21 protein-coding genes and 2 pseudogenes are annotated in these 25,772 nt (G+C 39.3%); 5 read left to right on the forward strand and 18 right to left on the reverse strand.

Going from position 1 to position 25,772, the window contains the following annotated elements; all coding sequences use genetic code 11:
- Positions 1-151 precede the first annotated feature (151 nt).
- From HUN01_RS33645 to HUN01_RS33660, 4 genes are all read right to left on the reverse strand, one after another.
- Entirely contained in the window at positions 152-2,140 is a 1,989-nt protein-coding gene (locus tag HUN01_RS33645) for an ABC transporter ATP-binding/substrate-binding protein (RefSeq protein ID WP_181929792.1), read from the reverse strand.
- A gap of 57 nt (positions 2,141-2,197) precedes the next feature.
- The gene (gene ntrB / locus HUN01_RS33650) at positions 2,198-3,031 is read right to left on the reverse strand and encodes a nitrate ABC transporter permease (protein ID WP_181929793.1); all 834 of its coding nucleotides are present in this window, start codon (positions 3,029-3,031) and stop codon (positions 2,198-2,200) included.
- Positions 3,032-3,184: 153 nt separating this feature from the next.
- Positions 3,185-4,507: a CmpA/NrtA family ABC transporter substrate-binding protein gene (locus tag HUN01_RS33655; protein WP_181929794.1), complete on the reverse strand. Its 1,323-nt coding sequence runs from the start codon at positions 4,505-4,507 to the stop codon at positions 3,185-3,187.
- A gap of 156 nt (positions 4,508-4,663) precedes the next feature.
- Positions 4,664-6,268 (reverse strand): ferredoxin--nitrite reductase, encoded by a 1,605-nt coding sequence (locus HUN01_RS33660; RefSeq protein ID WP_181929795.1) that lies wholly within the window; start codon positions 6,266-6,268, stop codon positions 4,664-4,666.
- Between the two features lie 462 nt (positions 6,269-6,730).
- Here HUN01_RS33660 and HUN01_RS33665 point away from each other — a divergent pair, with 462 nt between their 5' ends.
- Together HUN01_RS33665 and HUN01_RS33670 are read left to right on the forward strand one after the other, a co-directional pair.
- Positions 6,731-7,141, forward strand: coding sequence for a QcrA and Rieske domain-containing protein (locus tag HUN01_RS33665; protein WP_181929796.1), 411 nt, complete (start codon positions 6,731-6,733; stop codon positions 7,139-7,141).
- Positions 7,142-7,292: 151 nt separating this feature from the next.
- Entirely contained in the window at positions 7,293-8,615 is a 1,323-nt protein-coding gene (locus HUN01_RS33670) for a HEAT repeat domain-containing protein (protein ID WP_181929797.1), read from the forward strand.
- Positions 8,616-8,872: 257 nt separating this feature from the next.
- Here the strand turns inward: HUN01_RS33670 and HUN01_RS33675 are convergent, their stop codons facing one another.
- The 8 genes and pseudogenes from HUN01_RS33675 to HUN01_RS35845 all read right to left on the reverse strand — a co-directional run bounded on the left by HUN01_RS33675 (position 8,873) and on the right by HUN01_RS35845 (position 17,160).
- Positions 8,873-10,270: an alpha/beta fold hydrolase gene (locus HUN01_RS33675; protein ID WP_181929798.1), complete on the reverse strand. Its 1,398-nt coding sequence runs from the start codon at positions 10,268-10,270 to the stop codon at positions 8,873-8,875.
- 125 nt (positions 10,271-10,395) lie between these two features.
- Positions 10,396-11,208, reverse strand: a complete 813-nt coding sequence (locus HUN01_RS33680) for a hypothetical protein (RefSeq protein ID WP_181929799.1) — start codon at positions 11,206-11,208, stop codon at positions 10,396-10,398.
- A 70-nt stretch (positions 11,209-11,278) separates the two neighbouring features.
- A pseudogene (locus HUN01_RS33685) lies at positions 11,279-12,590 on the reverse strand (IS701 family transposase).
- 134 nt (positions 12,591-12,724) lie between these two features.
- Positions 12,725-13,297, reverse strand: a complete 573-nt coding sequence (locus tag HUN01_RS33690) for a hypothetical protein (RefSeq protein WP_181929800.1) — start codon at positions 13,295-13,297, stop codon at positions 12,725-12,727.
- 641 nt (positions 13,298-13,938) lie between these two features.
- Entirely contained in the window at positions 13,939-14,649 is a 711-nt protein-coding gene (locus HUN01_RS33695) for an acyltransferase (protein WP_181929801.1), read from the reverse strand.
- A gap of 294 nt (positions 14,650-14,943) precedes the next feature.
- A pseudogene (locus tag HUN01_RS33700) lies at positions 14,944-15,970 on the reverse strand (IS4 family transposase).
- 495 nt (positions 15,971-16,465) lie between these two features.
- On the reverse strand, positions 16,466-16,597 hold the full coding sequence (locus tag HUN01_RS36310) for a hypothetical protein (RefSeq protein WP_257798097.1): 132 nt from the start codon (positions 16,595-16,597) through the stop codon (positions 16,466-16,468).
- Positions 16,598-16,950: 353 nt separating this feature from the next.
- A complete protein-coding gene (locus HUN01_RS35845; RefSeq protein ID WP_338044557.1) occupies positions 16,951-17,160 on the reverse strand; it encodes a universal stress protein in 210 nt (69 codons plus the stop codon).
- A 103-nt stretch (positions 17,161-17,263) separates the two neighbouring features.
- Between HUN01_RS35845 and HUN01_RS33710 the strand changes: the two genes are divergently transcribed.
- Positions 17,264-17,470: an IS1096 element passenger TnpR family protein gene (locus HUN01_RS33710; RefSeq protein WP_181929802.1), complete on the forward strand. Its 207-nt coding sequence runs from the start codon at positions 17,264-17,266 to the stop codon at positions 17,468-17,470.
- A gap of 28 nt (positions 17,471-17,498) precedes the next feature.
- On the opposite strand, the gene HUN01_RS33715 is transcribed toward HUN01_RS33710, so the two are convergent.
- The 6 genes from HUN01_RS33715 to HUN01_RS33740 form a co-directional block, all read right to left on the reverse strand.
- Positions 17,499-18,266, reverse strand: coding sequence for a phosphatase PAP2 family protein (locus tag HUN01_RS33715; RefSeq protein ID WP_181929803.1), 768 nt, complete (start codon positions 18,264-18,266; stop codon positions 17,499-17,501).
- Between the two features lie 35 nt (positions 18,267-18,301).
- Entirely contained in the window at positions 18,302-19,543 is a 1,242-nt protein-coding gene (locus HUN01_RS33720; RefSeq protein WP_181929804.1) for a hypothetical protein, read from the reverse strand.
- A gap of 243 nt (positions 19,544-19,786) precedes the next feature.
- A complete protein-coding gene (locus HUN01_RS33725; RefSeq protein WP_181929805.1) occupies positions 19,787-20,521 on the reverse strand; it encodes a glutathione peroxidase in 735 nt (244 codons plus the stop codon).
- 77 nt (positions 20,522-20,598) lie between these two features.
- Positions 20,599-21,528, reverse strand: coding sequence for an alpha/beta fold hydrolase (locus tag HUN01_RS33730; RefSeq protein ID WP_181929806.1), 930 nt, complete (start codon positions 21,526-21,528; stop codon positions 20,599-20,601).
- Positions 21,529-21,550: 22 nt separating this feature from the next.
- Positions 21,551-22,375: an SDR family oxidoreductase gene (locus HUN01_RS33735; protein WP_181929807.1), complete on the reverse strand. Its 825-nt coding sequence runs from the start codon at positions 22,373-22,375 to the stop codon at positions 21,551-21,553.
- A gap of 146 nt (positions 22,376-22,521) precedes the next feature.
- Entirely contained in the window at positions 22,522-23,007 is a 486-nt protein-coding gene (locus HUN01_RS33740) for a glutathione peroxidase (protein WP_181929808.1), read from the reverse strand.
- Positions 23,008-23,191: 184 nt separating this feature from the next.
- On the opposite strand from HUN01_RS33740, the gene HUN01_RS33745 reads away from it, so the two are divergent.
- Both HUN01_RS33745 and HUN01_RS33750 read left to right on the forward strand, forming a co-directional pair.
- Entirely contained in the window at positions 23,192-23,365 is a 174-nt protein-coding gene (locus HUN01_RS33745; RefSeq protein WP_181929809.1) for a hypothetical protein, read from the forward strand.
- A gap of 495 nt (positions 23,366-23,860) precedes the next feature.
- On the forward strand, positions 23,861-25,333 hold the full coding sequence (locus HUN01_RS33750; protein ID WP_181929810.1) for an ammonium transporter: 1,473 nt from the start codon (positions 23,861-23,863) through the stop codon (positions 25,331-25,333).
- Positions 25,334-25,772: the final 439 nt, after the last annotated feature.

Raw genomic sequence — 25,772 nt, forward strand, 5'->3', positions numbered from 1 at the left:
AATGAACGCGATGTGCAACTTAATATTTTGACCTCTCTCCAAACCTCTCTCCTAAAAGGAGAGAGGCTTTGATTTTTGCTCCCCTTCCCTTGTAGGGAAGGGGTTGGGGGTTAGGTTTGAGATAAAGTCGCACATGGCATGGCGTTAATAACTAAAGAAATACTTCTTCAATACGTATTTGTCGTTTAATTTCCAAGCTTTTGAGATACTCTATCGGCTCTGATGGGTTAAAAACTTTCCCATCAAATAAGTGAACAGGGTCATCTTCTCCGATATCGAGTAAGCCGAGTTCGCGGGCAGCAGCACCAAATATATCTGTGCGACAGACTCTTTCAATTACCTCCACCCAGTTTTTCGGGAAGGGTGTTAAACCCCAACGTGCCATCTGAGTGGCCATCCATAAAATTTCAGTGCGGTTGGGATAGTTGGTTTGATTGAGATAAAACTGGTTGTATGCTTTAAATTCTTGTGGTTCTGTACCGTCGCCGCGATCGTAGCGATCAACGAAACCAGGACGAACATATACAGGATCTATGTCTAAGTATTCAGGACGGCAGAGTATTTCTAAAATTTCTTCGCGGTTGCGGAAATCGTCACAGTATTTACAAGCTTCTAACAGGGCTTTAAGCAGAGCAAGATAAGTTTCTGGATATTTCTGCGCCCAATCTTCCCGCACTCCCAACACTTTTTTCGGCTGTCCTGACCAAATTTCTAAAGCTGTGGCGGCAACAAAGCCTAAGTCTTGATGAACAGCAAGATAGTTCCAGGGTTCTCCAGCACAGTAACCGTCAATATTTCCAGCTTTGAGTTGAGAAACCATTTCCATTGGTGGAATCACCGTTAAGCTGACATCTCGATCGGGATCTATATCACCAGCCGCTAGCCAATAACGCAGAATTAGGTTCAGCATAGACGTTGGATGAACTACACCCAAAGTCAGAATTTGGTCGGGAGCGGCGTTAATCGCTACTTTTAAATCAGCTAGATTTCTGACACCTTGGCTATACAATCTTTTGCTTAAGGTGATGGCGTTCGCATTGCGAGAGATATTTAGGGCATTGATTATAGGAATTGGTTTTTTACCACCAGCACCCAAAGTTAGGGCTAAGGGCATTCCCGCCAGCATTTGGGCTGCATCTAATTTGCCAGTAACAACCCCTTGAGCTATTTCCTTCCAGCTATTTGCACGAGTGAGGGTGATATTTTCTAAACCGTACTGAGCAAAGAAGCCTTTTTCTTGAGCAACGATTAAAGGTGCAGCATCAGTCAGAGGCATAAAGCCAATTTCTAAATTGACTTTTTCTAAGCCGTTGCGGGATATGGCTACTGGTGCTGAAGTCTGCTGTGCTTTGCGTTTCTTAACCAGTTTTTGTTGGTTGAGGAAGTAAATCATTTCATTCCGCAGACTGTAGTAGCTGGGATGTTTGACGACTTCCAAGCGTTGACGCGGGCGAGGGATTGGCACTTCGAGGATTTGCCCGATGTGAGCTTCTGGGCCATTGGTGAGCATGACAACGCGATCGCTCAATAACAGCGCTTCATCTACGTCATGTGTCACCATCACACAAGTAACGTTGTGTTCGTTGCAAATTTTCATCAGTTGTTCTTGCAAACTACCCCGCGTTAGGGCATCCAAGGCTCCAAAGGGTTCGTCTAGCAGTAACAACTTGGGACGAGTTGCTAAGGCGCGAGCGATCGCTACTCGTTGTTTCATTCCCCCAGATAACTCACTAGGGCGTTTATTCGCCGCTAGACGCAGCCCCACCATATCGATATGTTCTTCGATAATGCTTCTGCGATCGCCTTTGGGCTTATCCTTGTACACTTCATCTACAGCTAAGGCGATATTTTCCCGTACTGTTAACCAAGGTAGTAAAGAGTAGTTTTGAAACACAACCATCCGATCTGGGCTGGGTTCTCTAACTTCTCGCCCTTCTAAAGTCACACCTCCAACACTTGCTCTATCTAAACCTGCAATGATGTTGAGCAAAGTAGATTTACCACAACCCGAATGTCCAATTAGAGAAACAAATTCCCCTTGCTGGATTTTCAACTCAATGTTTTTTAGAGCAATATATTTGCCGCCATTCGGAAGTTCAAATACACGGTCAATATGGTCAACTTCAACAAAAGTAGTCATTGGTAATTAGTCCTTTGTCATTTGTCCTTGGTCATTTGTTCTTAGTGACTACTTTTATTATTCGGGGACAACTTTGCTGGCTATAAAGCCAACCATTCTATCTAGAATTAATCCGACTAAACCAACATAAATTAGTGCGAGGATAATTTCACTTAAGTTAGTTTCTGTGGTTGTGTTGTAAGCATCCCAAATAAATGAGCCAATTCCCACGCCGCCGACTAACATTTCTGCTGCAACGATTGCTAGCCAAGATAAACCAATGCCAATGCGTAACCCTGTGAATATATAAGGAACAGTTGCAGGAAACACAACTTTTAGGAAATATTTTAATCCTTTCAAACGTAAAACTCTAGCTACGTTTACATAGTCTTGAGGAATTTGTTGCACGCCCACCGTAGTGTTGATCACAATCGGCCAAATGGATGTAATGAAAATCACGAAAATAGCTGAAGGATTCGCTTGTTGAAATGCTGCCAGGGAAATTGGTAGCCATGCTAGAGGCGGTACTGTCCGTAACACTTGAAAAATAGGATCTACGGCATTATAAAGTAACTTATTAGCACCAACAAAAATCCCCAATGCAACGCCAACAATTGCTGCTAGCGAAAAGCCTAAAGCAACTCTTCCCAAACTACTAAGTATCTGCCAGCCCAAACCTTTATCACTTTCACCATTATCGAAAAATGGATCGATGATAAAAGGGTTCCAAGTTTCTGAAAATGTTTCTATTGGGCCAGGTAAACCAAAGTTAGGAGTTAAACAAACTAGTTGCCAAATCACTAAAAAAATAGCTAAGGCTACCAGTGGCGGCACAATTTTTTGCGAAACTAATTTATTGAGATTTTTGCGGTTATTTTTTCTGAAATTGCGACTTCCAAGAATAGCTGCCATTACCTTTTTTCTCCAGTTCCCTTTATGTAGCCAAGCGAAAAAAATTAAAGTTTGTAGTAAGGACTTCAGTCCTAAAAAATCTTGCCATTAGCGAGATTCTTCTCGTTAAACACTAAGATTATGTTGGATGTTTCATTATCCCTAAAAGCTTCATTAAACCTTCTTAATTTTCAAACTCTGCAAATATTCTTCTGGTTTGTCAGGGTCAAACTTCACACCATCGAAGAAAGTCTCAATTCCACGAGAACTACTCTTAGGAATTTCAGCATCAGCAACACCAATAGCTTTAGCTGCTTGTTTCCACAAGTCCTCTTTATTCACTTGATTAACTATTTCTTGAACCTTAGTATCTTTTGGTAAATAGCCCCAGCGAATTTCTTCTGTTAAAAACCAAATATCATGGCTTTTGTAAGGATAGGAGGCATTATCTACCCAGAATTTCATCGGATGTGAAAAATTTTGCTCAGTCCGTCCATCGCCAAAGTCAATATTGCCTTTAGACCTTTCTAAAATATCTGCAACGGCAACGTTAAAGTATTTCCGGTCAGAACAGATTTTGCACATTTCCTCTTTATTCTCGGCGCGATCGCACCATTGTTGAGCTTCCAAAACTGCCATCAACAATGCTTGTGCAGCATTAGGATTTTGATCAACCCAATCTTTCCGCATCGCAAAGGCTTTTTCTGGGTGATCTTTCCACAACTCGCCTGTAACTAAAGCCGAATAACCTAATTTTTGGTTCACCAATTGAGCATTCCAAGGCTCTCCCACACAGAAAGAATCGATGGTGCTGACTTTCATATTTGCCACCATTTGCGGTGGTGGTACAGGTGATAAAACCACATCTTGATCTGGATTGATACCACCAGCTGCTAACCAATAGCGCATCCATAAATCATGAGTGCCGCCAGGAAAAGTCATACCAAATTTCAAGGCTTTTTGCTCGGCTTTGGCAAGACTCGCAGCTTCTTTAAGCGCCTTACTTTCTAATTTTACATTCAGATTTTTAAATTTATTTGCAACAGAAATAGCCTGACCATTAGTATTTAATCTTGCCAAAATATACATTGGCACTTTATCGTTAATGGTCATCAAATAAGGCATGGGGCTGAGGATGTGTGCACCATCAATACCACCGCCAGATGAGCCAATTTTTAAGTTATCACGGGTGACAGTCCAAGATTTTTGTTTGATGACCTCAACATCAGTCATGCCGTATTTAGCAAAGAAACCCTTTTCTTTAGCAATAATTAGGGGAGCAGCATCAGTTAGAGCGATGAATCCTAATTTGGCTTTGGTTGTTTCTACTTTTGGTGCATTAGCTACTGTAGAGACATTGGCAGCCGGAGCCGCAGAGGGTGCATTACCACCTGTTGAGGCTGTATTGCTACCGGAAGAACAACCATGAGCCAGGATAGAAGCCGCCGCCGCAGTAGTGGTGGTTAAAATAAATTTTCTGCGCGAAATATTTTTCATTTTTCCTTGATTTTTTGTCATTTTTTAAGCACTAGCAATTAAGTAGCAAGGCGTAAATAAATTCAAGTTTGTAGTGAGGACTTTAGTCCTAATAATCCTTGCTCACCCACTACGAACTAGGATTTTATTTCATTTTTAATAATTCCTACCTACTCACTAACTGTTAATTACTAAAGCTTCTTGCTTGAGTTTTGCCTCAAAGTTTTTGATTAGTAATTCTTGCAATACTGGCTGCAAATCTTCGCATGGTATGCCTTTGATAACGCAAGTTCCTAAATGAGCGTCTTTGCCAACTTTGCCGCCCATATATATGTCAACGCCTTCCAAGGTTTTGCCATTTTTGCGAGTTTTAGTTCCCATTAAGCCGATATCTGCAACTTGGGGCTGTCCGCAAGAGTTGGGGCATCCTGTCCAATGAATTCGCACTGGTTTGGTGAAGGTTAAGTCTTCTTCTAAGGCTTTAATCATTTCCAGGGCGCGGTTTTTGGTTTCGATGAGGGCAAAGTTGCAAAATTGTGCGCCTGTGCAAGATACTAGCGATCGCGCCAGTAAACCAGGATCAATAGAAAACCTTTCCAGCAAGGGTTCTGTTGAAAATATTTCTAAACGCGAGTCAGCAATATTGGGGATAACAATGTTTTGCTCAACTGTGAAACGGATTTCGCCAGTACCGTAAACTTCTGCTAGACGCGCAATTTCAAACATATCTTCGGCATACAACCGACCGACAGGAATGTGCAAGCCTACATAATTTAACCCTGCTTGTTTTTGTTTATGTACCCCAATGTGGTCGCGTTTTTCCCAGTCGATTTCGTCTTTTGCGGCTGCGGGTAATAATGATTTACCCAAACGGCTTTCTACTTCTGCTCGAAACTTTTCTAAACCCCATTCATCAATTAGCCACATCAAGCGCGATTTTTGCCGATTAGCACGCGGGCCATGATCACGAAATACTTCCAAAACGGCTCTACATACAGCTACCACATCTTCTGGAAGTACCCAAGCATTCAGAGGAATCGCCGCCTCACAACGTTTAGCTGAGAAAAAGCCACCCACGAGGATGTTGAAGCCAAATATTGGTGATTGGTAAAATTCTTGCCCTATCCCCTGTCCCCTGTCCCCTATCCCCTCCTTAAATGCTGGTACGAAAGCCAAATCATTGATTTCAGCGTGAACTGAATTGTCTCTTCCACCTGCGATCGCAATATTAAACTTCCGTGGTAAGTTGCTAAACTCTGGATTCCCTTCACCTTTGTTGGTGAGCATATCTTGAATTTGCTGTACCAACTCTCGTGTGTCGTACAACTCATCTGCATCCAACCCCGCCACCGGATCGCCTGTGATATTGCGGACGTTATCCATCCCTGATTGGATAGTGGTTAAATCAACTGCGTGAAATCTATTAAATATATCTGGTAAATCTTCAATCCTGATCCCCCGTAATTGAATGTTCTGTCTCGTAGTAATATCGGCGCAGCCATCATCTCCGTAACGCTGCACCACTTCAGCCAAAACACGCATTTGACTGCTGGAAAGGATACCGTTAGGCATCCGTAACCGCATCATAAATTTGCCTGGGGTAACTGGGCGAAAAAACACACCCACCCACTTGAGCCGATGATCGCGATCTATTTCGTTCATTGCTTCCCAGCCGAGGGCGGCAAATTTCTCTATCTCGCTCTTGATAGCGAGTCCATCTTTTTCTGCTTTTAATTTCTCGAACTTATTGAGGCTGGTAGTGGTAGTTGCTGTGTCTGTCATGACGCTGACTCTCGTTACAAATTACTAATAGAGGATCTGTAGTGGTAATTGCCCAATATCAATCTGTAGCTACATCAGATGCTGTATCTACAAGGGTTAGGGAATAAAAACTTAATATTTGTTACGGCTGATTATGGTTGCTCAAAAGTATTCCAACGTGAAACTTCAAATCCGTGGTTAGTTAAAGAAAACTTGTCGTTGTTTACATCTGGGAAATTTGTCAAGCAGGTTTAGATAATGTTCATGTAACAATTTCGATACTCATAACTTAAGGTGAGATTTCTGTTAAAATCGTATAAATTGTTACGATTTTTTAGTAAAATTGCTGAAACCGGATAAATAATATGCCTTTTTTGCATCAAAATCACCAACAAGTAAGGCAAAGTGCTTAGTGAAGGGTATTTGAAATGACCGAAGCGATAATCCAAAATTGACTAAAACTTAGATATTATTTCAGCAACTATGAAACGTCGTGATTTTATTAATTGGGTAGGTTTAGGCTTGATTGGGAGTTCTCTACCTGTTGCGATCGCAGCCTGTTCTTCTCAAACAACTTCAACATCTGGAGATTGGCAAACAGTAGGTACTTCGGCAGAATTAAACAAGACTGGCCAATTGCTGGCGAAAAATTCACCTGCTGGGCCTGTGTTGGTAGTCGGCACATCTGCTGCAAATCTGACAGCTGTCAACCCTACCTGTCCTCATTCAGGTTGTACTGTGGGATGGCAAGCTGAGGCAAAAAAATTCGCCTGTCCCTGTCATGGTTCGGAATTTGGGATTGACGGTAAAGTGCAAAGAGGCCCAGCAACAGAAGCGCTTAAAACTTACGCCGCCAAGATTGAAGGCAATTCAGTTGTAGTCAAGCCAACCTAGTGGAGGCAGAAGGCAAGAGGCAGGAGGCAGGAGGCAATTGGAGACTAGTAAATTTACTCAGCACTCAGCACGGGCAAAACGCCCCGCTATCCATGTACAGCACTCAGCACTTTCAAAGTAGGAGGCAGAAGATTGATAATTACAGCAGGGTATGGTGAGTAATATAAATCAGCTTTTGGTGCAAGCTCAGACAGCATACGATGCAGCTGATTGGTCATTGCTAATTCAATATTTACAACAATTAATTTTAGGGGCAAACTCGGAACATCCAGAGATAGTTAAAAACCGAGAATATCTTTTGAAATTAGCACTTTCCATGTTAGAGATGGGGGATTTTCAACAGCGCTGGGAAATTACCAAAGTGTTGACTCATTTGGGAAATATTGCCATCCCACCACTCATTGAGATATTAGAAGATGAAGAAGCAGAGGAAGAATTACGCTGGTATGCAGCACGAACTTTAGGCGAATTTCAGCACCCAGAAGCGATCGCACCTTTGCTTGAATTGTTGAAAAGTGATGATGATGAAGAACTCAAGGCGATCGCAGCTACAGCATTAGGGCAAATGGGTACTGTTGCGATTGCTGGACTCTCTGAACTTTTATCAGATGAAGATACAAGGCTTTTTGCAGTGCGATCGCTTTCTTGTATTCCGCAAATAGAAACCATCACACCACTGTTGAGTGTGGTTCAAGATCCACAACCCGCAATCCGCGCCGCCGCAATTGAAGCCCTCAGCAGCTTTCATGACGAACGTGTACCACCAGTATTGTTAAACGCTTTGGATGATATGGCCGCCACAGTTAGGCGTGCAGCAGTGCTTGGCTTAGGTTTTCGCCCCGACTTACGCCAAGCCTTAGATTTGGTGACGAGACTGCAACCCAAGCTTTACGACTTTAATCTTGATGTTTGTTGTGCAGCCGCAGTTTCGCTGTCTCGCATGGGTTGTGATGAGGCTGCAAAACATTTATTTGATTTGCTGATTTCACCTCACACACCGATAAAGCTGCAATTAGAAACCATCCGCGCTTTAAGTTGGGTGGGGACACCATCCAGTTTGGAATATTTGCAAACAGCACTGAATCAAAGTACATCAGAAACAGTGTGGCAAGAAATTGTCACAGTTTTAGGACGAGTGCAAAAACCGCAGTTAACTACACCAGCCACAGAAATTTTACTGCAAATACTGCGATGCCTTTCCTGCGGAACGCTAACTCAACATCCAGACATAGAGATTGTAAACATCAAAAGTGCGATCGCCTTGTCTCTAGGGCAGTTAGGCCAAATGCAAGCTATTGAACCATTGATTTCACTGCTAGCTGATTCTAATGCATCGGTGAGACTACATGCGATCGCGGCACTAAAAAATCTGGATGGAGAAGCCGTATATCAACAATTGCAGCAGTTAGCAAATAATGACGCAATCACACCAGATTTAAAACAAGGAATAGCGATCGCTTTAGCTGAGTGGTAATTTATCTTGAAGATGATAGGGAGCAAGAATAATGCTGCATTACTTTCTTTTAGCTATATCACATTAGACATCTCCAGAAATTAAATATGCGATATCCAGAACCCTTGTAGAGACGTAGCATTGCTACATCTCTACATTCATTTTCGGAGATGTCTATTCAACAGTTATTTGATGGCAGCATCACTAGAACAAAAACATCAAAGTCATACTGAATACTTAATTAAAAAGAATGGGATGTCATAAATTTTATAGATAAGTTAGCTTTTGATACTGAAATAAGTTCCTAAATTGTGACAAAACCAGGTGCCTAAACTTAATGCAACTAGTACAGCAAATATAAAGATCACAATCGATTTTAATTCCCATCCTTTATCCGGCAAAGTATGTGTTATATGCACGGTTTCTAGAGGAAATTTCCCAAGTAGCTGATCAACTCTTACTTTGTCTTGCACAACCAAATTCAGACCAGGCCAGATATATTGCTTATTATAGTCATTTGGTTCTTTTTTGACACCGCCAAAATTCTTAAATAAAGCATCGTCATAATAAGTTGTGTCTGTTACTGCTTGATTATGAAAGGCGGTTAAAGGAGGCTGAACCTGTTGATTGGAGAGTGAAAAATAAATTTTTTTCTGTTGGCTAGCAATACAGTCAAAGTTAGATTTTCGTTGCCAGAATGATGTTTTTACCCAAGATTGGGGCTTAACAATATTGTCATCTGCTCCGTGCAAGATACCAACGGGAACATCTAATTTTACGCCTGTTTTGCGAATTGTGATTGGTTCTAAGGTAAAGGGAGAGCGAAACAGTTTCAAAATGAATACAGCTATCTGGGGAATGCCCATCTCGGTACTCGGAGCGGGATCGGCTGTGATAATTTGTTTTGGGAAAAACTTGGTTTCGGTAACATAAGCAGGCCAGCTTAGAGCTAACAATCCTCCTAGAGAATGCCCGAAAACATAGAAATCGAAGTCTAACTCGTCAAATTTGGGATTATCTTGGCATAGCTTTCGCCAAGAGTCAGAAGTCAGGCCAATCGCCCTCTCTATCCAGACTGAAGGGCTATACAGAAGACTTAACCCAACCGTAGAAATCAATTTGACGAGATTCTTGCTATATTTAGGACTAAATAAGTAGATAAATCTAACAATTAAGATAATAACCACTAAAGCGAAAGCAATAATCAAGCACTTCAGGGGGCTAGGTTCATCGGGAGCTTCTCGAATTCGATGAAATTCCTCAGCTTTTCTTGTCTGTTTAACAAATTTTTCGGTTGATGGTGTTTTCCTTTGAGTGATTGTATCGATCACCATTTGATACCAAAAATATAGATGACGTTTGTTTTTACTGGGAATCAATTGGTTTTGATCTATCTCATCGGGATAGTCACTGTTTTGGAAATCAGGAAAGAATACATAATAACCTTTTTTAGCTAATACTTCTAAGTGAGCTTCGTAGAATTTTGGCAGACACAAAGCGAAACCATGCAGATAAGTAATTAACTTCAGTTTTCCCTGTTCGTCATGGCAAGGAGAATCAGGAACGAAGACTTGGATAAAATTACCTTTGATATGGCTACCACACTGATATATTTTATAGCCATCTTTCTGCTTATAAGACCACTTAGGCAGATTAACATTTGTACAATTTTCCACAAGTATATCCTCTACTATTCAAGTAATAAATTGAAGCTTCAAGGGTAAAAGATTGAAATAATCAACAAACTAGTTGCAGACACGATTTCGATTAAATTGTTCACTAATCTAGTTCTATATCAATCTCACAAAAGACCTATTGCATGACGAGTAATAAAAAGAATCAACATTCCTCCGCCAGCGTTCAATAGAACAACTGCCAGCAGGTGCCACCATTGGTTAAAAGTGCTTTCCGCACCCAAACCTTCCGAGAGTCCTCCGCCCAGGTAGAGGGCAGATACTAGCAAGCCCGGAAATAGAGCTGACCATCCTCCCATTAGATAAATTAAGGATGCTGTGAAAGATAGGGTCAGGGGGATGAAGGAAAGAAAAGTCAAAAATGGAACAGGAAAGATATCCTGACCGTTTAACTTTTTAGGAAACGGCTTTGTGTCTCTGGGCAAAATGTAAAGCCACAGAAGGATGGTAATGATTAGTATCACTGTCCACGGTTTATCAATTTCGAGAAAAACCAACTGCCATTTGTCGAAGCCCAAGACACCAATAGTGTACATTCCTGCTGCGATCGCTTGAAACAGAAATAGAAGCTTATACGTGACATAGCGTAACTGATCGTTGTTGTATTTCTCAGGTTCACAACCCGAATCCTTGCATTCAGCAATTTGCCACCCTTCATATTCATGCATCAGCATAGGGAAGCTTCCTGCAATTTGCTGAAAAATTGGAGCCATCACGACAAAGAAAAATGCTCCACACGAAGGCTGATAGAAATCGCGGTAGTAATAAAAGCTATACGCAACACCTAGTTGAGTTAAGTATGTCAAGTAGTGAAATAGTTCCACAATCAACAACATTGCAGAGTTAGCGTTACTCGTACTCGGCTTGGGTTTAGGATACTGCCACAACCATCCAGGGATTGGATAAAACGATGGTTTCAAGATTAATTGCTCTTTTATGTAACTAAATTTTCAAGGTTTTATTGAGCTGACTTAGCCCTGTTTTGTCACTCTAGGCAGAGGAAAAGTAGAAATCAGGGTGAGACAGGAAAATAAATATTGAACTGGTGAGGTTATAAATAATAGATTGAAGTTTCGAAAAACCCAAAGACAATTGGGGAATAGGAAAAACTGTCAACCAGGGATATATTAGGTTAAATAAAGTAAAAGGTTGAATTATTAAACGGAGATTGTTAAGAATGTTCTTCCAACCCTTCCCATCATCCCACCAAGGATGAGCAGCCAATTTTGATGGAGACTTTGGTGGAGAAGACTGCATTTGTTCAGAGTGTAGACTCACCATTAAGTAGCTACTACAAACAATCTCCCACCAGCGTTCAATATCCGCATAATGAGTCAGCCGATAATCTGCCCAACCTAATTCATTCTTACTTTGCTTCAAGCCATATTCAACCCAAGTTCTTAACCCATAAAAGTTACCAACATCTCTTGGTGTAAGGTCTGCGTATTTACTCATCACATACCAAGTAGTGTTACCGGGTAATTTCTCAATGTCAGTAGTAATCTGCCAATACCTTTTTTTCTTGTCGTTTACCATGAATTATTTCCCTAATAAACCGATTCTCACTACTCAAGTTAGAGAATACTCTTTTAAACTTATGCCACTTTAAATATTGAGTATGTTGTCTAGGAAGTAGCTCTACAGAATGGTTTGAGCGAATCGCCACTAGATAATTTAACCCCAGATCGTCTAATATAGATATGAAATTAGCACTACTCTCACCATATAAGCTATCTGCTAGTACTAGGTTGAATTTAAAACCCATCAACTCTAGCTTTTTCATCATTATTGCTGCTATTTGAGGCTTCGTAAGATATTTATCCCCTGGCTTTAATCTTTCGCGTGGCTTGTATACTTCAAACAGTAATGGAAAAGTCATCCCACAGAATACACCATACGCCGTGACTGCTACAATTCCATTTTCTACTTTACCCAAATTACCTATGTACTGTCGTTTCACATAATCTGTCTTATTCCCTTTCTTTTTATCTCCTGTCTCATCAATAATTAGAATGATTGGTCTACCTTTTAGAACTTGTAAAATTAGCTCTAATCGCAAGGCTCTTAACTTCTCTATATCCCAAGGTGATGTAGTTAAAAAATGGTGCAAACCCTGCTGATTGTCCAATCCTACAATTTTTGCTATTTCTGGTAGGGTTTTCCGTTTTAGTTCAGAAATACACCCTACATGAAGGTATTTAAAAGCCTCGAAGCTCCTAACATCTGGAAACAGGCTTTTATACCATTGGCAATATTCGTCCACGAATTTTACTGTTGGTGCGGCTGGACGAGGCTGTACCATACTCTGTGTCTTGGTTCTAGCGTTTGTACCTTATTATACTACTGCCAGAGTGACAAAACAGGGTTAGATAATATATGAGCGACAGCTTTACCAGTTACACCAAATACGTTTTTGATGTAACTGGCGCATAATTACTACAAATCTGGTCGAGTAGACTTTGATGCTACCAGCTTAATAGCAAAGCTAGTACCTGGCTTAAAGTCTGCAATACTTGCACTATATTGCAAAGATTTGTCCAGTGGTAAGTACGATGCTCCCCCGCAGGATACATTCAAATCCGTACCATTGTTAACTTTTAAATTTGAACAGCCATAAATGACTGTTTTACCGCCTTCATCATCGATTTGGTTAATCTGAAGATTCTTAACAACCACAGTCTCTCCCGGAGGCAACTGTACAATAGCTCTATCAATCCTAATAGCTCTAACCTCCGGAATATTTGGCAGAAGTTCTCGTAACTTAATCGGCTTAAGTGTGGTGAAGGCACATTCACCGACTTTGTTAAAGATGACATTCGGAGGTATAATATCGACCTCACCACTTGGTTCTACTATCACCTGCGGCTCTTTTTCCTCGACGGTGCAGGCTGAACTTATAGGAGCAGTGGCCGGAGCTGCGATCGCTATTCCAGAAAAGAAAGTTGCACAAATGACAAGTAAAACGGTAATAGCTCCAAGAATATTCTTGGAATATCTGAATCGATTCATTATTTTTCCCCGTTAAGCAAATCTTGAAATTTATTCACAAACTTTATGAGTAGGTTCCCACCAACTCGTTGTATAAAGCTTGCGAGACATAATAGATTTATTCAACTATAAAATATCTACTTGAACAACCGAAGTTAACGAAGTTAAGATTATTTGGTTATATTTATGCAAAATTGATGGTGAAAAGACGTAAGTTGGTTGTCAATTAACTATCAAAAATATGTAACAACAACCTTAGCTACTACCCCAACAATTGCTTCTTTTAACAACCGAAGTTAAGGAAGTTAATATCTTTTTGCTATTTTGGTTCAAGATTATTTAGATAATTTTGAGATGCTCATTTGTTTTTATTAGGAAATAAGGTGCGTTTCCCCTACTACTACAGACCCTGAAAATAAAGTGATTTAAAGGTAAAAATGCTAGGAGTTTTGATTAATTGCCAATTTATACAGTTGGCGGCACATTTGTTAATTGAGGTAACTGTGCCAGAAAAATTAATACTGCCAACGCATTGATATAACCAATCATCACTTATTTTAGTCATTGACTTTATTTCCTACTATGGTTTTGCTGACAGATAGATTTACCTCTGGTTAAGGTGTTTAATAATACTCAGATTGTCTGTTTTGTTGCCATTAGTTTTAAGATGACGTAGGCAATTCTGTAGACTGGGCAAATTCTTTACCGTCACGCTTTTTGATTACTCGTGCAGGTACACCCACAGCTACCGAAAATGGGGGAATATCTTTAGTAACAACAGCGCCAGCACCAATAACACTGCCTTTACCAATGGTGACACCATCTAATACTTTCACCCCATGTCCTAGCCAACAGTCATCCTCAATCACGATCCCTTTGCAAGTAATACCTTGGTATTTAATTGGTTCTGTTGGATCTGCAAAATTGTGATTATTGCCATATATTGCAGTGTGGGCTGCAATTAAACAGTGTTTGCCAATTTTGATATCTCCAGGGCCAGCAATACAAACACTAGGGCCAATAAAAGTATCTTGACCAATGTGAATAGAAGTGTTGTTTAGTGCCCCTATTAAAACGTTACGCTCAAGAATAACTCCATTTTCTAGATGAATTCTATTGTTTTCGTGTCCTTTTCCATCTATACGAACACCTTTGAAAATATAAACTCCATTCCCAATTTCAATAGCATCAGTACTAATAAATTCAACACCGTCTTGAATATAAACTGAGCTACCTATCCTAGAAAAAATAGTGCGATATAGTAAAGTACGTAACTTTACGCCACCAAAGAGTGTTGGGATCTCGCCTAAAAAAGTAGTTAATACAAGTTGTTGAAACCGCTTCAATTTTGAAAAGTCTTTCAAGTTATGCATGGCTATATTATTTCCAGCTAAATTGTGTTATTGACGATTTATGGAATCGTGAAATACCTAAATGAAGACATCCTGTATTTGAGTCTTGCTATGTACCATCTATATTTAGATATATGCATTTTTAACTTGCAGATATATAACAAATAAGATGGCTAAGATAAAGTTTTTCAACCATTTGAAAAACCCAAGGCAAGCTCTAAATCTACAAGCTATTAGATACAGGTGCAGAAATGTTGAATGCTGATACAAAACTTTACATAGATAGTTACACTAACTCTAAAAAGGCTAAATTAGTCAACATAACATCATCTCCTCAAACCAATGAACATAGCTGATTTTCTGACACATACAAGATTGCAAATAGCGGAATTTATCTAATAGTGTATGTCCCCATTGTGCGGGAATAGATAAAAGCTGTAAAATCAGATAAGCTATTAAACTAACGTAAATTTGTATGGTGATACCGTTGACGTTTTTGGTAATTAATTTGTCAAGTTTTAAGTGCATCTTTAAAAACTTCCACAAGAGTTCAACTCCCCAACGTAATCGATAAATATCCCTAATTTCATCATCATTAACAGCTGCATCTCCCGACTTTGGTAAATTAGTCACTAAGCGGAACTCAGTTTTCGTTTCTAAATCACAAAAATTAATGACTCTATAGGCAATAGCCTCATCAGATGCACCTACTTTGACTAATCCAGTTGCATCCTCAAATTCTAGTAACGAAATTGTTTTTTAATCCGCAAAACAAAATATTTGTTTTCTTGTACCAATTCTTGAATGAATTTTAATCCCGCAAAGCCTCTATCCATTACCCCTACAGCATTAGTTGGGAGACTAGACATCATCTTGGAACCAAATTTATAATCATGATCATGTCCAAAATTGATCAAGTTATCTTCTGGGCTACCTGTAGCTAAATTCAAAGAACTAAAAAGTTTGACTTGATGATGACCCAAAACCCATAACAATTTACTTGTCAGGGTAATAATTGTTGAATCAATAGGACAAATAGCATATTTATCGTGTAATTTTTTTGTGAATTTTCTTCTGTACTAATTCATTTAATTTTTGGTAAATTCCTTGAAATTGTTTTTTGGCTTCGATGTAAATTTGCTTTAGAAAAAGTAGAAATATCTACCTCAAATCCTGTATTGTTTAATCTCTTAAATAAATCTCGCATACTTGTTAAGCTATTATCCAGAGCATAGGATAGCCAGCACTCAAAGAATAGACGACTATTCAATACTGGATAATCATTTTTTGGCAGGCTTTTCAAGATATCTTTGACAATTTTGGGAAATGAATTTATAATCACAATCAAACTAATATAGTTTAAGCCTTCGCCCAAAAATACCATATTTTGGGCTATTTTTATCGGATTTTTCTTACCGTTCAACACTTCTGATACAGGTGTTATTTAATTGTTAGACATAGCTCTGAAATGCTGTATCTGTTTACACGCAAATTCTGTAATGACAGCAGTTCGCAAGTGTCTAAATTTCTGCTGTATTATTTAGTACGTATACTACTTGAAAATTAGAGGCAATACTTTTTAATATTCGGAACTGATGAATACTGAAGCTTAATGCTTTACCACAACATCAAACACCTAACTATAAATGTGTATTAGTTAGCAATTTGACAAGCTACTATAATTCAGATATTCAGTCATCAAATATCAAAATAGTTATTTCAATTCAAATACATCTTTTTATGCTGTCTCAAAGCCGGAATCAAATTTCCTCTCTGCCATCAAGATGTAAGTGTCGAATTCCTCGTAAAATTTCCAAGCAAGTACAAGCGCGTTAAATTAAGGGGGAGTATCTCCAACTTCAGCCATCACATTGAAGTTAACCATTGGAGCAAACAAATAAATACTTCCCCGATTACTATAACGGCTTACTTGCAGCCAGTTTTTAGAGTCTGCTGCTGTTGTCATCATTACGTACACAGAGAATTTACATATTCACTAAAGCGCCTTTATAGTGACAAAATTAGTGTGCTTTCACCATCGTAGAAGAGACTTACAAAAGTATCATCAAGAAACCGTAAAGTTTAAATGAAAAATATAAAGTTTTAGAAATAAGCGTATTTTTATAATCAGTAATTTCCTGATTTAAGATATTAATGATACTATCTATAAGTCTCTATTAATTAAATATATAACCCCTCAAAATCAGAGTAAATACAGATATAAAAAAGTGGACAAATATTCTATTTTTGGTGCTTTATTAGACTGTTAATTCATGATGTGGAGTAGTGCCAGTAACCTTTTTACTAGTGTTTGATAAAAATCTACCTAAACAGTAAGACAGGAATGTGGCTGCTGCGTAGCATTTGGGCTGTATTACTCCCAATGACTAAGTGCCGAATGCGGCTGTGCCTGTAGGTTCCCATAATCAGTAAATTGATATCTTGGTTTTCTGCGTAGTTGGCTATAAACTTTTTTGGTTCGCCATGTATTATCTGACAAATTAGTGCAAAGCCAGATGTACGTGCTTCTATTTCAGCAGTTTACAGGTGAGACATCGCTGCTTCATCTTCCTGTTTCTTTGGAGAGCAATTTTTTTCGGGGGAGATGGGGCTGGCCATCCGGTAAGATGACCAAATGTCCAAATATGAGCAACTTGTCATCTACCAGCTTCATATTTTTATCTTGGGCATCAGCCCCATGATTTGGCGTAGAGTCAAAATCCGCAGCGACAGCACAATCGCTGATTTACACTACATCATCCAGATAGCAATCGGATGGGCAGATTCCCACTTACATCGTTTCATAATCTTGGTGGGGATCAACAACTGCCTAAAATTATAGCCAACCACTTTTCAAACATCCTGCAATATTAATCCTCAGTTATCAACTTTCTTTCTTCAGGGAGTAAGGTAGTTTCATCTTTAAGGCGATCGCTATCGAGGGATTTAGCTTGAGTTCTATAGGGTTTGATAATTAGACTGACGCCAATTGTCCAACCTAATGCAACCATCCAACCTGCGAGAATGTCACTGGGAAAATGAACGCCCAGATAGATACGACACCACGCAATAGCTATGATGTATAAGCTACCCAATAGGAGAACCAGCAAGCGCCAGGAACTAGCCCAAGTGAAGAATAGCAAAATTGCTACCAAAGTTATACTCGTCATGGCATGAGCACTGGGAAATGAAAAACTATACTCAGGTGCAATGGAATGCCACAATTGTGGACGCACTCGATGCATTAATTCCTTTGCTGTGCGGTTGATGATCACACTTCCCAATGAGGCGGTGAGTAAATAAGTTAGCGATCGCCAGCGTTTTTGACGTAGTAGTATTATTGCGATCGCACCTAAAATCGGTATCGCTGTCCAAGGCAATCCAATTGTAGCTAGCGTCACGGCTAAAAAATCAAGCTGTGGGTTGGCTGTAGAATGAACTGCTAACAAAATAGGCACATCCCACGGAAAGCCTGCTTCATTCTCCCATATCTTCGCTGTCAGGATTTCAAAGACCTGCAAAGGTAAATATACTCCGATTAAGAGGAGTAAGAGCGATCGCCAACGAGCAATCAACAGATTTTTGAGAAAAGAAAGCGGCGACTGACTCTCTTTATTCGCTATTTTCCCTTTTTCCATATCTAAATTAAAAGACTGAACAACGACTTCACTGATTACAAATTACTGGAATCTTGAAAAGTTCCACAATGTTTACAGTATGACAAATGTTTATAAGTAAGATTATGACAGTTTTGGCATTCAATGTCCTGATAATAACCACAGTGCGGACAGTAAGTATCAAGATGTCGAATTTTCTTGGCACAATTGACACAGCGTGACTTTTGAACTCTGCTAGCTGCTTGGACTTTAGGATTAAATACAAATTTTTGAAAAAACTGAATAATTCCAAAACCAATAATTGGAATCAGCAAGATGTAAATATAATTGATTAGAAAAAGTAACCCACCAAAAAGGGCACTAATTATATCAAAGAAAAATTTAAATATTGCACCTATTTGAAGAAATTCAAATATTTTAACGATTAGTGGGATAAAAAATATAACTAGCAAATGCCAGCTAATTAGAGAGATAAGTCCATATCCTCTTCCTTGGGCAAATTTGTGAACTGATAAGGCAATGATAATCAGCGGTAGAAGAAAGAGAGACTGAAAAGCAAGCTGGATACTTGGATACCAAAATGACGCTTGCTGATAGCCTTTGTCAATTTCTCGGAATTGATTGTCATTTTTAAGAAAAGCTATAAAACTAATACTTTCCGGTTTGGCAAGAAGTTCATTTTTAAGAGTAGAAATTTCTTGTTTAAGGGTAGAAATTTGGCGATTATTTTGTTCTAATCTCTGTTTAGCTTTTTCAGCACTGACTTGATTAATTGATTGTTCACGACCCTGACCTGCAATTTTTTCTAAAAGCGTTGAGTCATATTGGGATTTAATAGTGCTATTGGCTTGTTCAAGGGTACTGATTTTAGCTTGTCTCTGATCAATAGTTTTGATGATTTGCTGCTTTTCAGGATTGTTAATTTTATCTTTGTAGTCTGCATATTGCAAGCACGTTGTAGAAACCTTACCCAGATGACCTGCTTCAGCTTGTTGATAGTTTTGCTGAAAACTCTGTTGATTGTTTATGTTATATGGCAATGAAAGTTTAACAATTTCATAGTCTTTATCTTGAGTGGTTTTTGCTCGGTAATTTTGCCACTCTGAATAACATGGATAAGCCTCAGTTGGGCTGATATGCCATCTGCTAATATCATCGAGTCCAGTAAAAACATTAATTAAGATAAAAATATCAATTATAATAACGACTATCAAACTCACCTTATTTAGTGGTTCGTTGTTAATTTTCCTTGATTTACTGAAAAACTGACTCAAAAGACGCCGAATTCTAGCAAACATATTTTTTTGAATAAATTGAAGTGTAATCCGAATTAATTTTATATGATCGGTAGTGAATAGCCAGGTAAAAATACATCTATTCATCTGAAGATTTATTAATTACTGACTTTTGAGAAATAAAATCCCCGACTTATTTGAGAAGTCGGGGATTTTATTTCAATTCTTACAAATCAGGCTGCGGTCAAAATAGCATGACTTCATCTGAAGTTGATATAGGTGACATCTGTGTGCGCCCACTGAAACCTATTTGGCAGCAAAGTAGGCTTCTAATGCCTCAGAACCACCAATTAATTTACCATCGATAAAGACTTGGGGAACTGTTGTCGCACCTGTAACTGCTCGTAAAGACCTTGTGGTGATATCCTTACCCAAGGTAATTTCTTCGTAGTTAATGCCATGTTCCTTGAGCATTGCCTTCGCACTAGCACAGAAGGGACAACCTACTTTCGCAAACAGGGAAACTATTTCCGGCTTCACTGCTTGGGGGTTGAGATATCTGAGCATTGTTTCAGCATCGGACACCTTAAAGGGATCTCCTGGCTCATCTGGCTCAATAAACATTTGGTTAATGACACCATCTTTCACCAGCATTGAGTAGCGCCACGATCGCTTCCCAAACCCCAAGTCTGATTTATCTACCAGCATACCCATCCCTTCAGTAAATTCACCATTACCATCAGGGATTAGTGTGATATTTTCTGCTTCTTGATCCTTTGCCCACTCGTTCATCACAAAGGCATCATTGACAGAAATACAGATAATGTCATCGACACCATTTTCTTTGAAAACTCCAGCCAACTCGTTATAGCCAGGGAGATGAGTTGATGAACAAGTCGGAGTATAAGCACCTGGTAAAGAGAAGACAACCACTGTCTTATCAGCAAACAATTCATCGGTTGTCACATCTACCCACTGGTTGTCCAGACGAGTATGAAAAGTGACATTGGGAACTCTTTGTCCTCGGCGATTGGGGAACATAATTTTGCTTGCCTTTAGTAATCAATTCCAGTCATAACCTATCACGGGAGAACTGGTATGATCTAACTATCAATTAGCTAAGAAACTTCATTAATAAAGGTCGCGATCGCAGCTACAAATTCCGCAGTTGATTCATAGGGTAAAACATTCCGCCCATTTATTTTTATACCTCGACCTTGAGGCAAACAAGCGAGGTAATGGGCCAAGCGTTCATCTGGCGTTTCTTTTTTATTGTCTTGGCTAATACTCGATGCAGTTTCTCCCATAACCGCTAATGTTGGTTGCCCAATAGAGGCGATAGAACTAGTATAATCATCTCGCCAAAATCCTGCTAAAAAAGAAAATACTGCATGGCGACTAGCAAGATTTTCTGCACCTGCAATCAATGTATTCAACCATTCTGCATCCACAGCATTCTCAGAAGCAAAGAGTTGACGAGTTGAAAAAGAACGCAAAAATGTTTGGGTGCGTGCATAGCGATAAAAAGCACTCCCAAAAGGCGAATCTAACACATTCCAAAGGAATTTTTCCTGCCATTCTGGTGGTTTATTTGTCATCAAATCCCACGCTGGCGGCCCAGAAAGTACCAGTCCGGCAATTAAATTTGATTCCTTTTGGACTAATTGGATAGCAACTGGTAATAAAGCACCTTGTACTACTACAATGACAGGTCTTTGCACTACTGTTTGTAAAAAGTACTGCAACTGTTCTGCCCAATCACTAGGAGTGTAAGCTACATGAGGCATATCACTTTCACCACATCCTAGTAAATCAGGATTGTAAATTGAATTACGCTGACCTTTATCATACCATTCGCGACAAAATCGCTGCCAAAATTGCCGCGACAATCCGACGCCAATTGGATGAATTAACAGTAAAGGAACGCCTTCAGATGTTGTATTAATTGGTTGATGAACTTCGTAGGCGCAACGATAATTCTGCCAACTGTAAAACTGGCTAGGAGATGCTGTCAAATTTGTTGTGTTCGCTACAGCAGATGGTTGCATAATTCCTAGTGGTTAATACTTCCTAAAAAATTATCTGTGGATGAATGAACTGGTATCCAGCCTCTTTGAGCTTTTCATTCGATACCCAAGCATTATATGGGCGGGTACTCTTGACAGAAGTATCCCATTTTACTTTGGGTAAATTATGTTTTTCAAATAAGCTATCTAACAATTCTCGGCTAGTGAGATGTGCATCATCTACTAGATTATAAATCCCTTGTAACCGACGTTGACGGGCAAATTCTATTGCACCAACAATATCATCTAGATGAATCCAATTTGTGGTATCTTCGCCATTGCCAGGACGGACTGTATCAGAATATCTACTAAATATTTTCACTAGTTCTCTACCAGTCCCATAAATTCCTCCTAAGCGGAAGATACAAACACGGAGATTTTCGTTAGATGCTGATAGCAAAACATCCTCTGTTTTCCGGAGGATTTGTGCATTTAAGTTAGCCGGTGCAAGTGGCGTTTCTTCATCTACCCATACACCATTTCTGTCACCATACACAGCATAACTCCCTGTGTATATTAATTGTTTTACACTTTGAATTTGCTGCAAGGATGAAACTAAAGTCTGGGCAGTTTGTAGATAAGTTTCTTCATAAACTTCTCCACCTTTTGCACCAACACTCAAAAGGACAACATCTTGATTGTGCAAAACTGATTTTAGACTATCTAAGTTATTCCCATAGGTAACTACAACTCTTTGGGATACTGATTGTAATGTAGGGACACGCTCAGGGGAAGTTGTGGTTACACTAACAACAAAATTCATATTTTGATGCCAGTATTGAGCAACTTTATAACCAACATAACCACAACCAATGATTGCAACGTTCATGACAAATTAAACACAAATAAATTAAACTACTCATTGAGACAATATTCTCAATTAAAGAACTGGACGTCAATCAATTTAACAGTCCAGAACTAACAGTCAATAGTTAATAGTACAAAAATTTTTACCTAATGACTAATGACTAATGACTATTTTGCTAATTCTTTCTCAATTGCGGCAATTATCTCTGGTGAATTTGGCTGGACGCTACTATTAAATCGAGCTACTACTTCACCTTGTTTATTAACTAAAAATTTTTCAAAGTTCCAAGCAACAGTTCCCGTTGGCTCAACTGCTTTGGTAAGTCGTTCATAAAGTGGATGCTGCTGTGAGCCTTTGGCATGAACTTTATCGAATAGTTCAAAGCTAACGCCATATTTACTTGTGCAGAATTGCACAATTTCTTCATTGCTTCCTGGTTCCTGCGCTCCAAAATCGTTACAAGGGAATCCTAAAATACGTAATCCTGTTTCCCCATACTTCTGGTTCAACTTTTCTAACCCCTCATATTGAGAAGTATAACCGCAGTAGGAAGCCACATTCACAATTAAGAGTACCTTCCCAGTGTAGTCGTTTAATTGCTTGTCCTCACCATTGATGGTCTTAACTGCAATGTCTGAAATTGTGTTGCTCATCTTGAATCTGATTTATAGGGAATATTGCCAAGTCTCCCATATTACAGGTACTCTAAACCCGGTTTGTTTAAGGAATTTAGGTTTGTTAGGCTTGTTACCCATACGATTCTGTTTAACTCAGGCTACAAGGTTGTATGGGAGTTTCGATAGATGGTTCCCTTACTGATTGCTACTCGATTAGGCGATGTCTAAGAATCAGCCAGGAGGCGGAGTGCCTCTACTCAACAGGTACACCCGAACAATTAAAATAGCGATCGCCTGTGATGACTCTTCTATAAATACCTCGACTAATGATCTCTCAGGATATGTTTTAGAAATCTGCGTTGCTTTTAATACAAACCTTTTCTCGCAGAGATGAATTAGGAGAATTATTGGTTTTCAACGTATCTTTAAAGTAACAAGTAATTAACTTTTTGTATAAAAAGTTAATTGTATGTATCATTGTCCGATGCTGATATCGGAAAATACTTAGCCATAAAGGATATAGTCGCTTGTTTTGTTCTATCAGCAGCTATCCTTGATCAGAGAATTAAAAAAAATGTATTCTGCGATACAGTTTTTTGGTTTAAGTAAATAGACAATCAATCAAATTTATCCGTTTAGGCATAAATTTACCAAAGTGAAACAAGAAGTAGTCTCATAGTTTCTGTGAATGAATGTTTATGTTTTTTTATCAGAGTTTTTGATATTAGAAAAAGTTGGTTACTAGAAAAATAACTGACACATACAATGAGATAATTATTGACCAAAGGTGTTTGCTAAAATCTTACTTGGTCAATCTAATTAAGTTAATTGATTTTGCTAAGTCTATTACCAACATCAATTACCGCTTTTCCAGCAGGAAAAAGTAGCAATGAGTAAGCATATTCGACCCTGGTATCGCCTACTGGCGCTAGCGATCGCTTCAATGGTGTTCGCAGTTTTTGCCCCTACAACTGTACAGGCGGTAGATCCTCCCACTGTTCAGTCTTTATCTGAAACTACAACGAAACTGCAAATTTCCATTGATACTATCTGGGTACTAATCACTGGGTTTTTAGTATTTTTCATGCAAACCGGCTTTGCTATGTTAGAAGCCGGTTTAATCCGGCAAAAAGGTGTAGTTAACGTTTTACTAGAAAACTTCATTGATGCCGCTGTAACTATCTTAGTGTGGTGGGGAATCGGCTTTGGGATTGCCTTTGGTACAAGTGCTGGCGGGTTAGTTGGCATAGATAACTTTTTCCTTAGTCAGCTACCTGGTGCTGATGGTAGCTATACATTGGGTGCGCCAGGTTCTACAGCCGCCATCAATACTTATACCTTGTTCTTCTTCCAATTTGCCTTTGCTGCTACCGCCAGTACAATCACTACTGGTTCAATGGCTGGAAGAACCGACTTTATTGGCGACTTAATTTACAGCGGCATTATGGGGGCGATTAGCTACCCAATCATCGTTCACTGGGTTTGGAACTCCGGCGGTTGGTTAGCCAAATTGAGCTATCACGACTTTGCTGGTAGTTCTGTTGTTCACACCGTTGGTGGCTGGACAGCACTAGTAGGTGCTTATTTGCTTGGCTCCCGTCCTGGTCGTCCTGGTTGGGGAAGATTACCACCAGCACACAATTTAGGGTTAGCAACTCTCGGAACAATGATTCTATGGTTTGGCTGGTATGGGTTTAACCCTGGTTCAACCCTCAGCACTGGGAATCCAGGATTGATTGGTTTGGTCACAGTTAACACCACACTTTCCGCTGGAGCCGGAGCATTATCAGCGCTAATTTTTCAATATACCCGCACAGGTAAGTGGCATTTGGTTTATTCTCTTAATGGTTCGCTAGCAGGATTAGTGGCAATTACAGCTCCTTGCGCCTATGTTTTACCTTGGGCTTCGGTTTTGATTGGTTTAACGGGTGGCATTTTGGTTACTTTGGGAGTGGATTTGATTGAGTCACTTCACATTGATGACCCGGTGGGGGCATTTGCTGTACATGGGATTAATGGCATGATGGGTACTCTATCCGTTGGCTTTTTAGGTCAAGGAGAACTCACCCTCAACAAAAAAGCAGGGTTATTTTTAGGTGGTGGCTTTGATTTATTAGGTATACAACTTTTGGGCGTAGTAGCGATCGCAGTTTTCACCATTGGCTTTAGCTTTTTGATGTTCGGTGGTCTAAAAGCACTGGGACACCTACGTGTCCATCCTGAAGGCGATCGCATTGGGATTGATTTCTATGAACATGGCGCGTCTGTATGGCCTGATGTTTATGCGATCGAGCAATTTATTGAAGAAGAAGACAAAAATAGTACTCAGACTCCTGGATTCGGCGCTCTTGATAGTGAATAGAGCGAACAATCATCTTTTTAGCTGAAAAACAGCTATTGTAGGGTATTGATCATGCATTTTTCACAGATTTATTTCCACTCACTACCGGAATTTTGATTTACATTATCAAGACAATTTTCGGCAATTTCCTCGCCAAAAATGCTTTTTAACAAAACAGCAATCTTGGCATCTGAATTCTTCTTCAAAATATTCAAGATTAAGTGAAGAAGACTTGACTATTTTAGAAATTACATCATAAATTTCTTACGAAGAACTACGAAAAATATTTACAGATGTGCCAATAGTTTCTTAAACTCCTATTAAGGTTATTTGAGTTTCTGGTTTTTAAACAAGTAGTCTAAAGGAAAAATATCAAAAACCACTGGATCTAACTTCGGACGCTAGTTTTTTCTGCTTAACCTGTCTTTTCCCTTTTTTAAGGATGGTTTAGAGGATGATG

The sequence above is a fragment of the Nostoc edaphicum CCNP1411 genome (assembly GCF_014023275.1).
GTDB classification, from domain to species: domain Bacteria; phylum Cyanobacteriota; class Cyanobacteriia; order Cyanobacteriales; family Nostocaceae; genus Nostoc; species Nostoc edaphicum_A.

Bases quoted from the DNA above. Each gene is read 5' to 3' on its own strand.
- HUN01_RS33645 (WP_181929792.1), bottom strand. From the start codon at position 2,140: ATGACTACTTTTGTTGAAGTTGACCATATTGACCGTGTATTTGAACTT.
- ntrB (WP_181929793.1), bottom strand. From the start codon at position 3,031: ATGGCAGCTATTCTTGGAAGTCGCAATTTCAGAAAAAATAACCGCAAA.
- HUN01_RS33655 (WP_181929794.1), bottom strand. From the start codon at position 4,507: ATGAAAAATATTTCGCGCAGAAAATTTATTTTAACCACCACTACTGCG.
- HUN01_RS33660 (WP_181929795.1), bottom strand. From the start codon at position 6,268: ATGACAGACACAGCAACTACCACTACCAGCCTCAATAAGTTCGAGAAA.
- HUN01_RS33665 (WP_181929796.1), top strand. From the start codon at position 6,731: ATGAAACGTCGTGATTTTATTAATTGGGTAGGTTTAGGCTTGATTGGG.
- HUN01_RS33670 (WP_181929797.1), top strand. From the start codon at position 7,293: ATGGTGAGTAATATAAATCAGCTTTTGGTGCAAGCTCAGACAGCATAC.
- HUN01_RS33690 (WP_181929800.1), bottom strand. From the start codon at position 13,297: ATGAATCGATTCAGATATTCCAAGAATATTCTTGGAGCTATTACCGTT.
- HUN01_RS33695 (WP_181929801.1), bottom strand. From the start codon at position 14,649: ATGCATAACTTGAAAGACTTTTCAAAATTGAAGCGGTTTCAACAACTT.
- HUN01_RS36310 (WP_257798097.1), bottom strand. From the start codon at position 16,597: ATGATGACAACAGCAGCAGACTCTAAAAACTGGCTGCAAGTAAGCCGT.
- HUN01_RS33710 (WP_181929802.1), top strand. From the start codon at position 17,264: ATGTCCAAATATGAGCAACTTGTCATCTACCAGCTTCATATTTTTATC.
- HUN01_RS33715 (WP_181929803.1), bottom strand. From the start codon at position 18,266: ATGGAAAAAGGGAAAATAGCGAATAAAGAGAGTCAGTCGCCGCTTTCT.
- HUN01_RS33720 (WP_181929804.1), bottom strand. From the start codon at position 19,543: ATGTTTGCTAGAATTCGGCGTCTTTTGAGTCAGTTTTTCAGTAAATCA.
- HUN01_RS33725 (WP_181929805.1), bottom strand. From the start codon at position 20,521: ATGTTCCCCAATCGCCGAGGACAAAGAGTTCCCAATGTCACTTTTCAT.
- HUN01_RS33730 (WP_181929806.1), bottom strand. From the start codon at position 21,528: ATGCAACCATCTGCTGTAGCGAACACAACAAATTTGACAGCATCTCCT.
- HUN01_RS33735 (WP_181929807.1), bottom strand. From the start codon at position 22,375: ATGAACGTTGCAATCATTGGTTGTGGTTATGTTGGTTATAAAGTTGCT.
- HUN01_RS33740 (WP_181929808.1), bottom strand. From the start codon at position 23,007: ATGAGCAACACAATTTCAGACATTGCAGTTAAGACCATCAATGGTGAG.
- HUN01_RS33745 (WP_181929809.1), top strand. From the start codon at position 23,192: ATGTCTAAGAATCAGCCAGGAGGCGGAGTGCCTCTACTCAACAGGTAC.
- HUN01_RS33750 (WP_181929810.1), top strand. From the start codon at position 23,861: ATGAGTAAGCATATTCGACCCTGGTATCGCCTACTGGCGCTAGCGATC.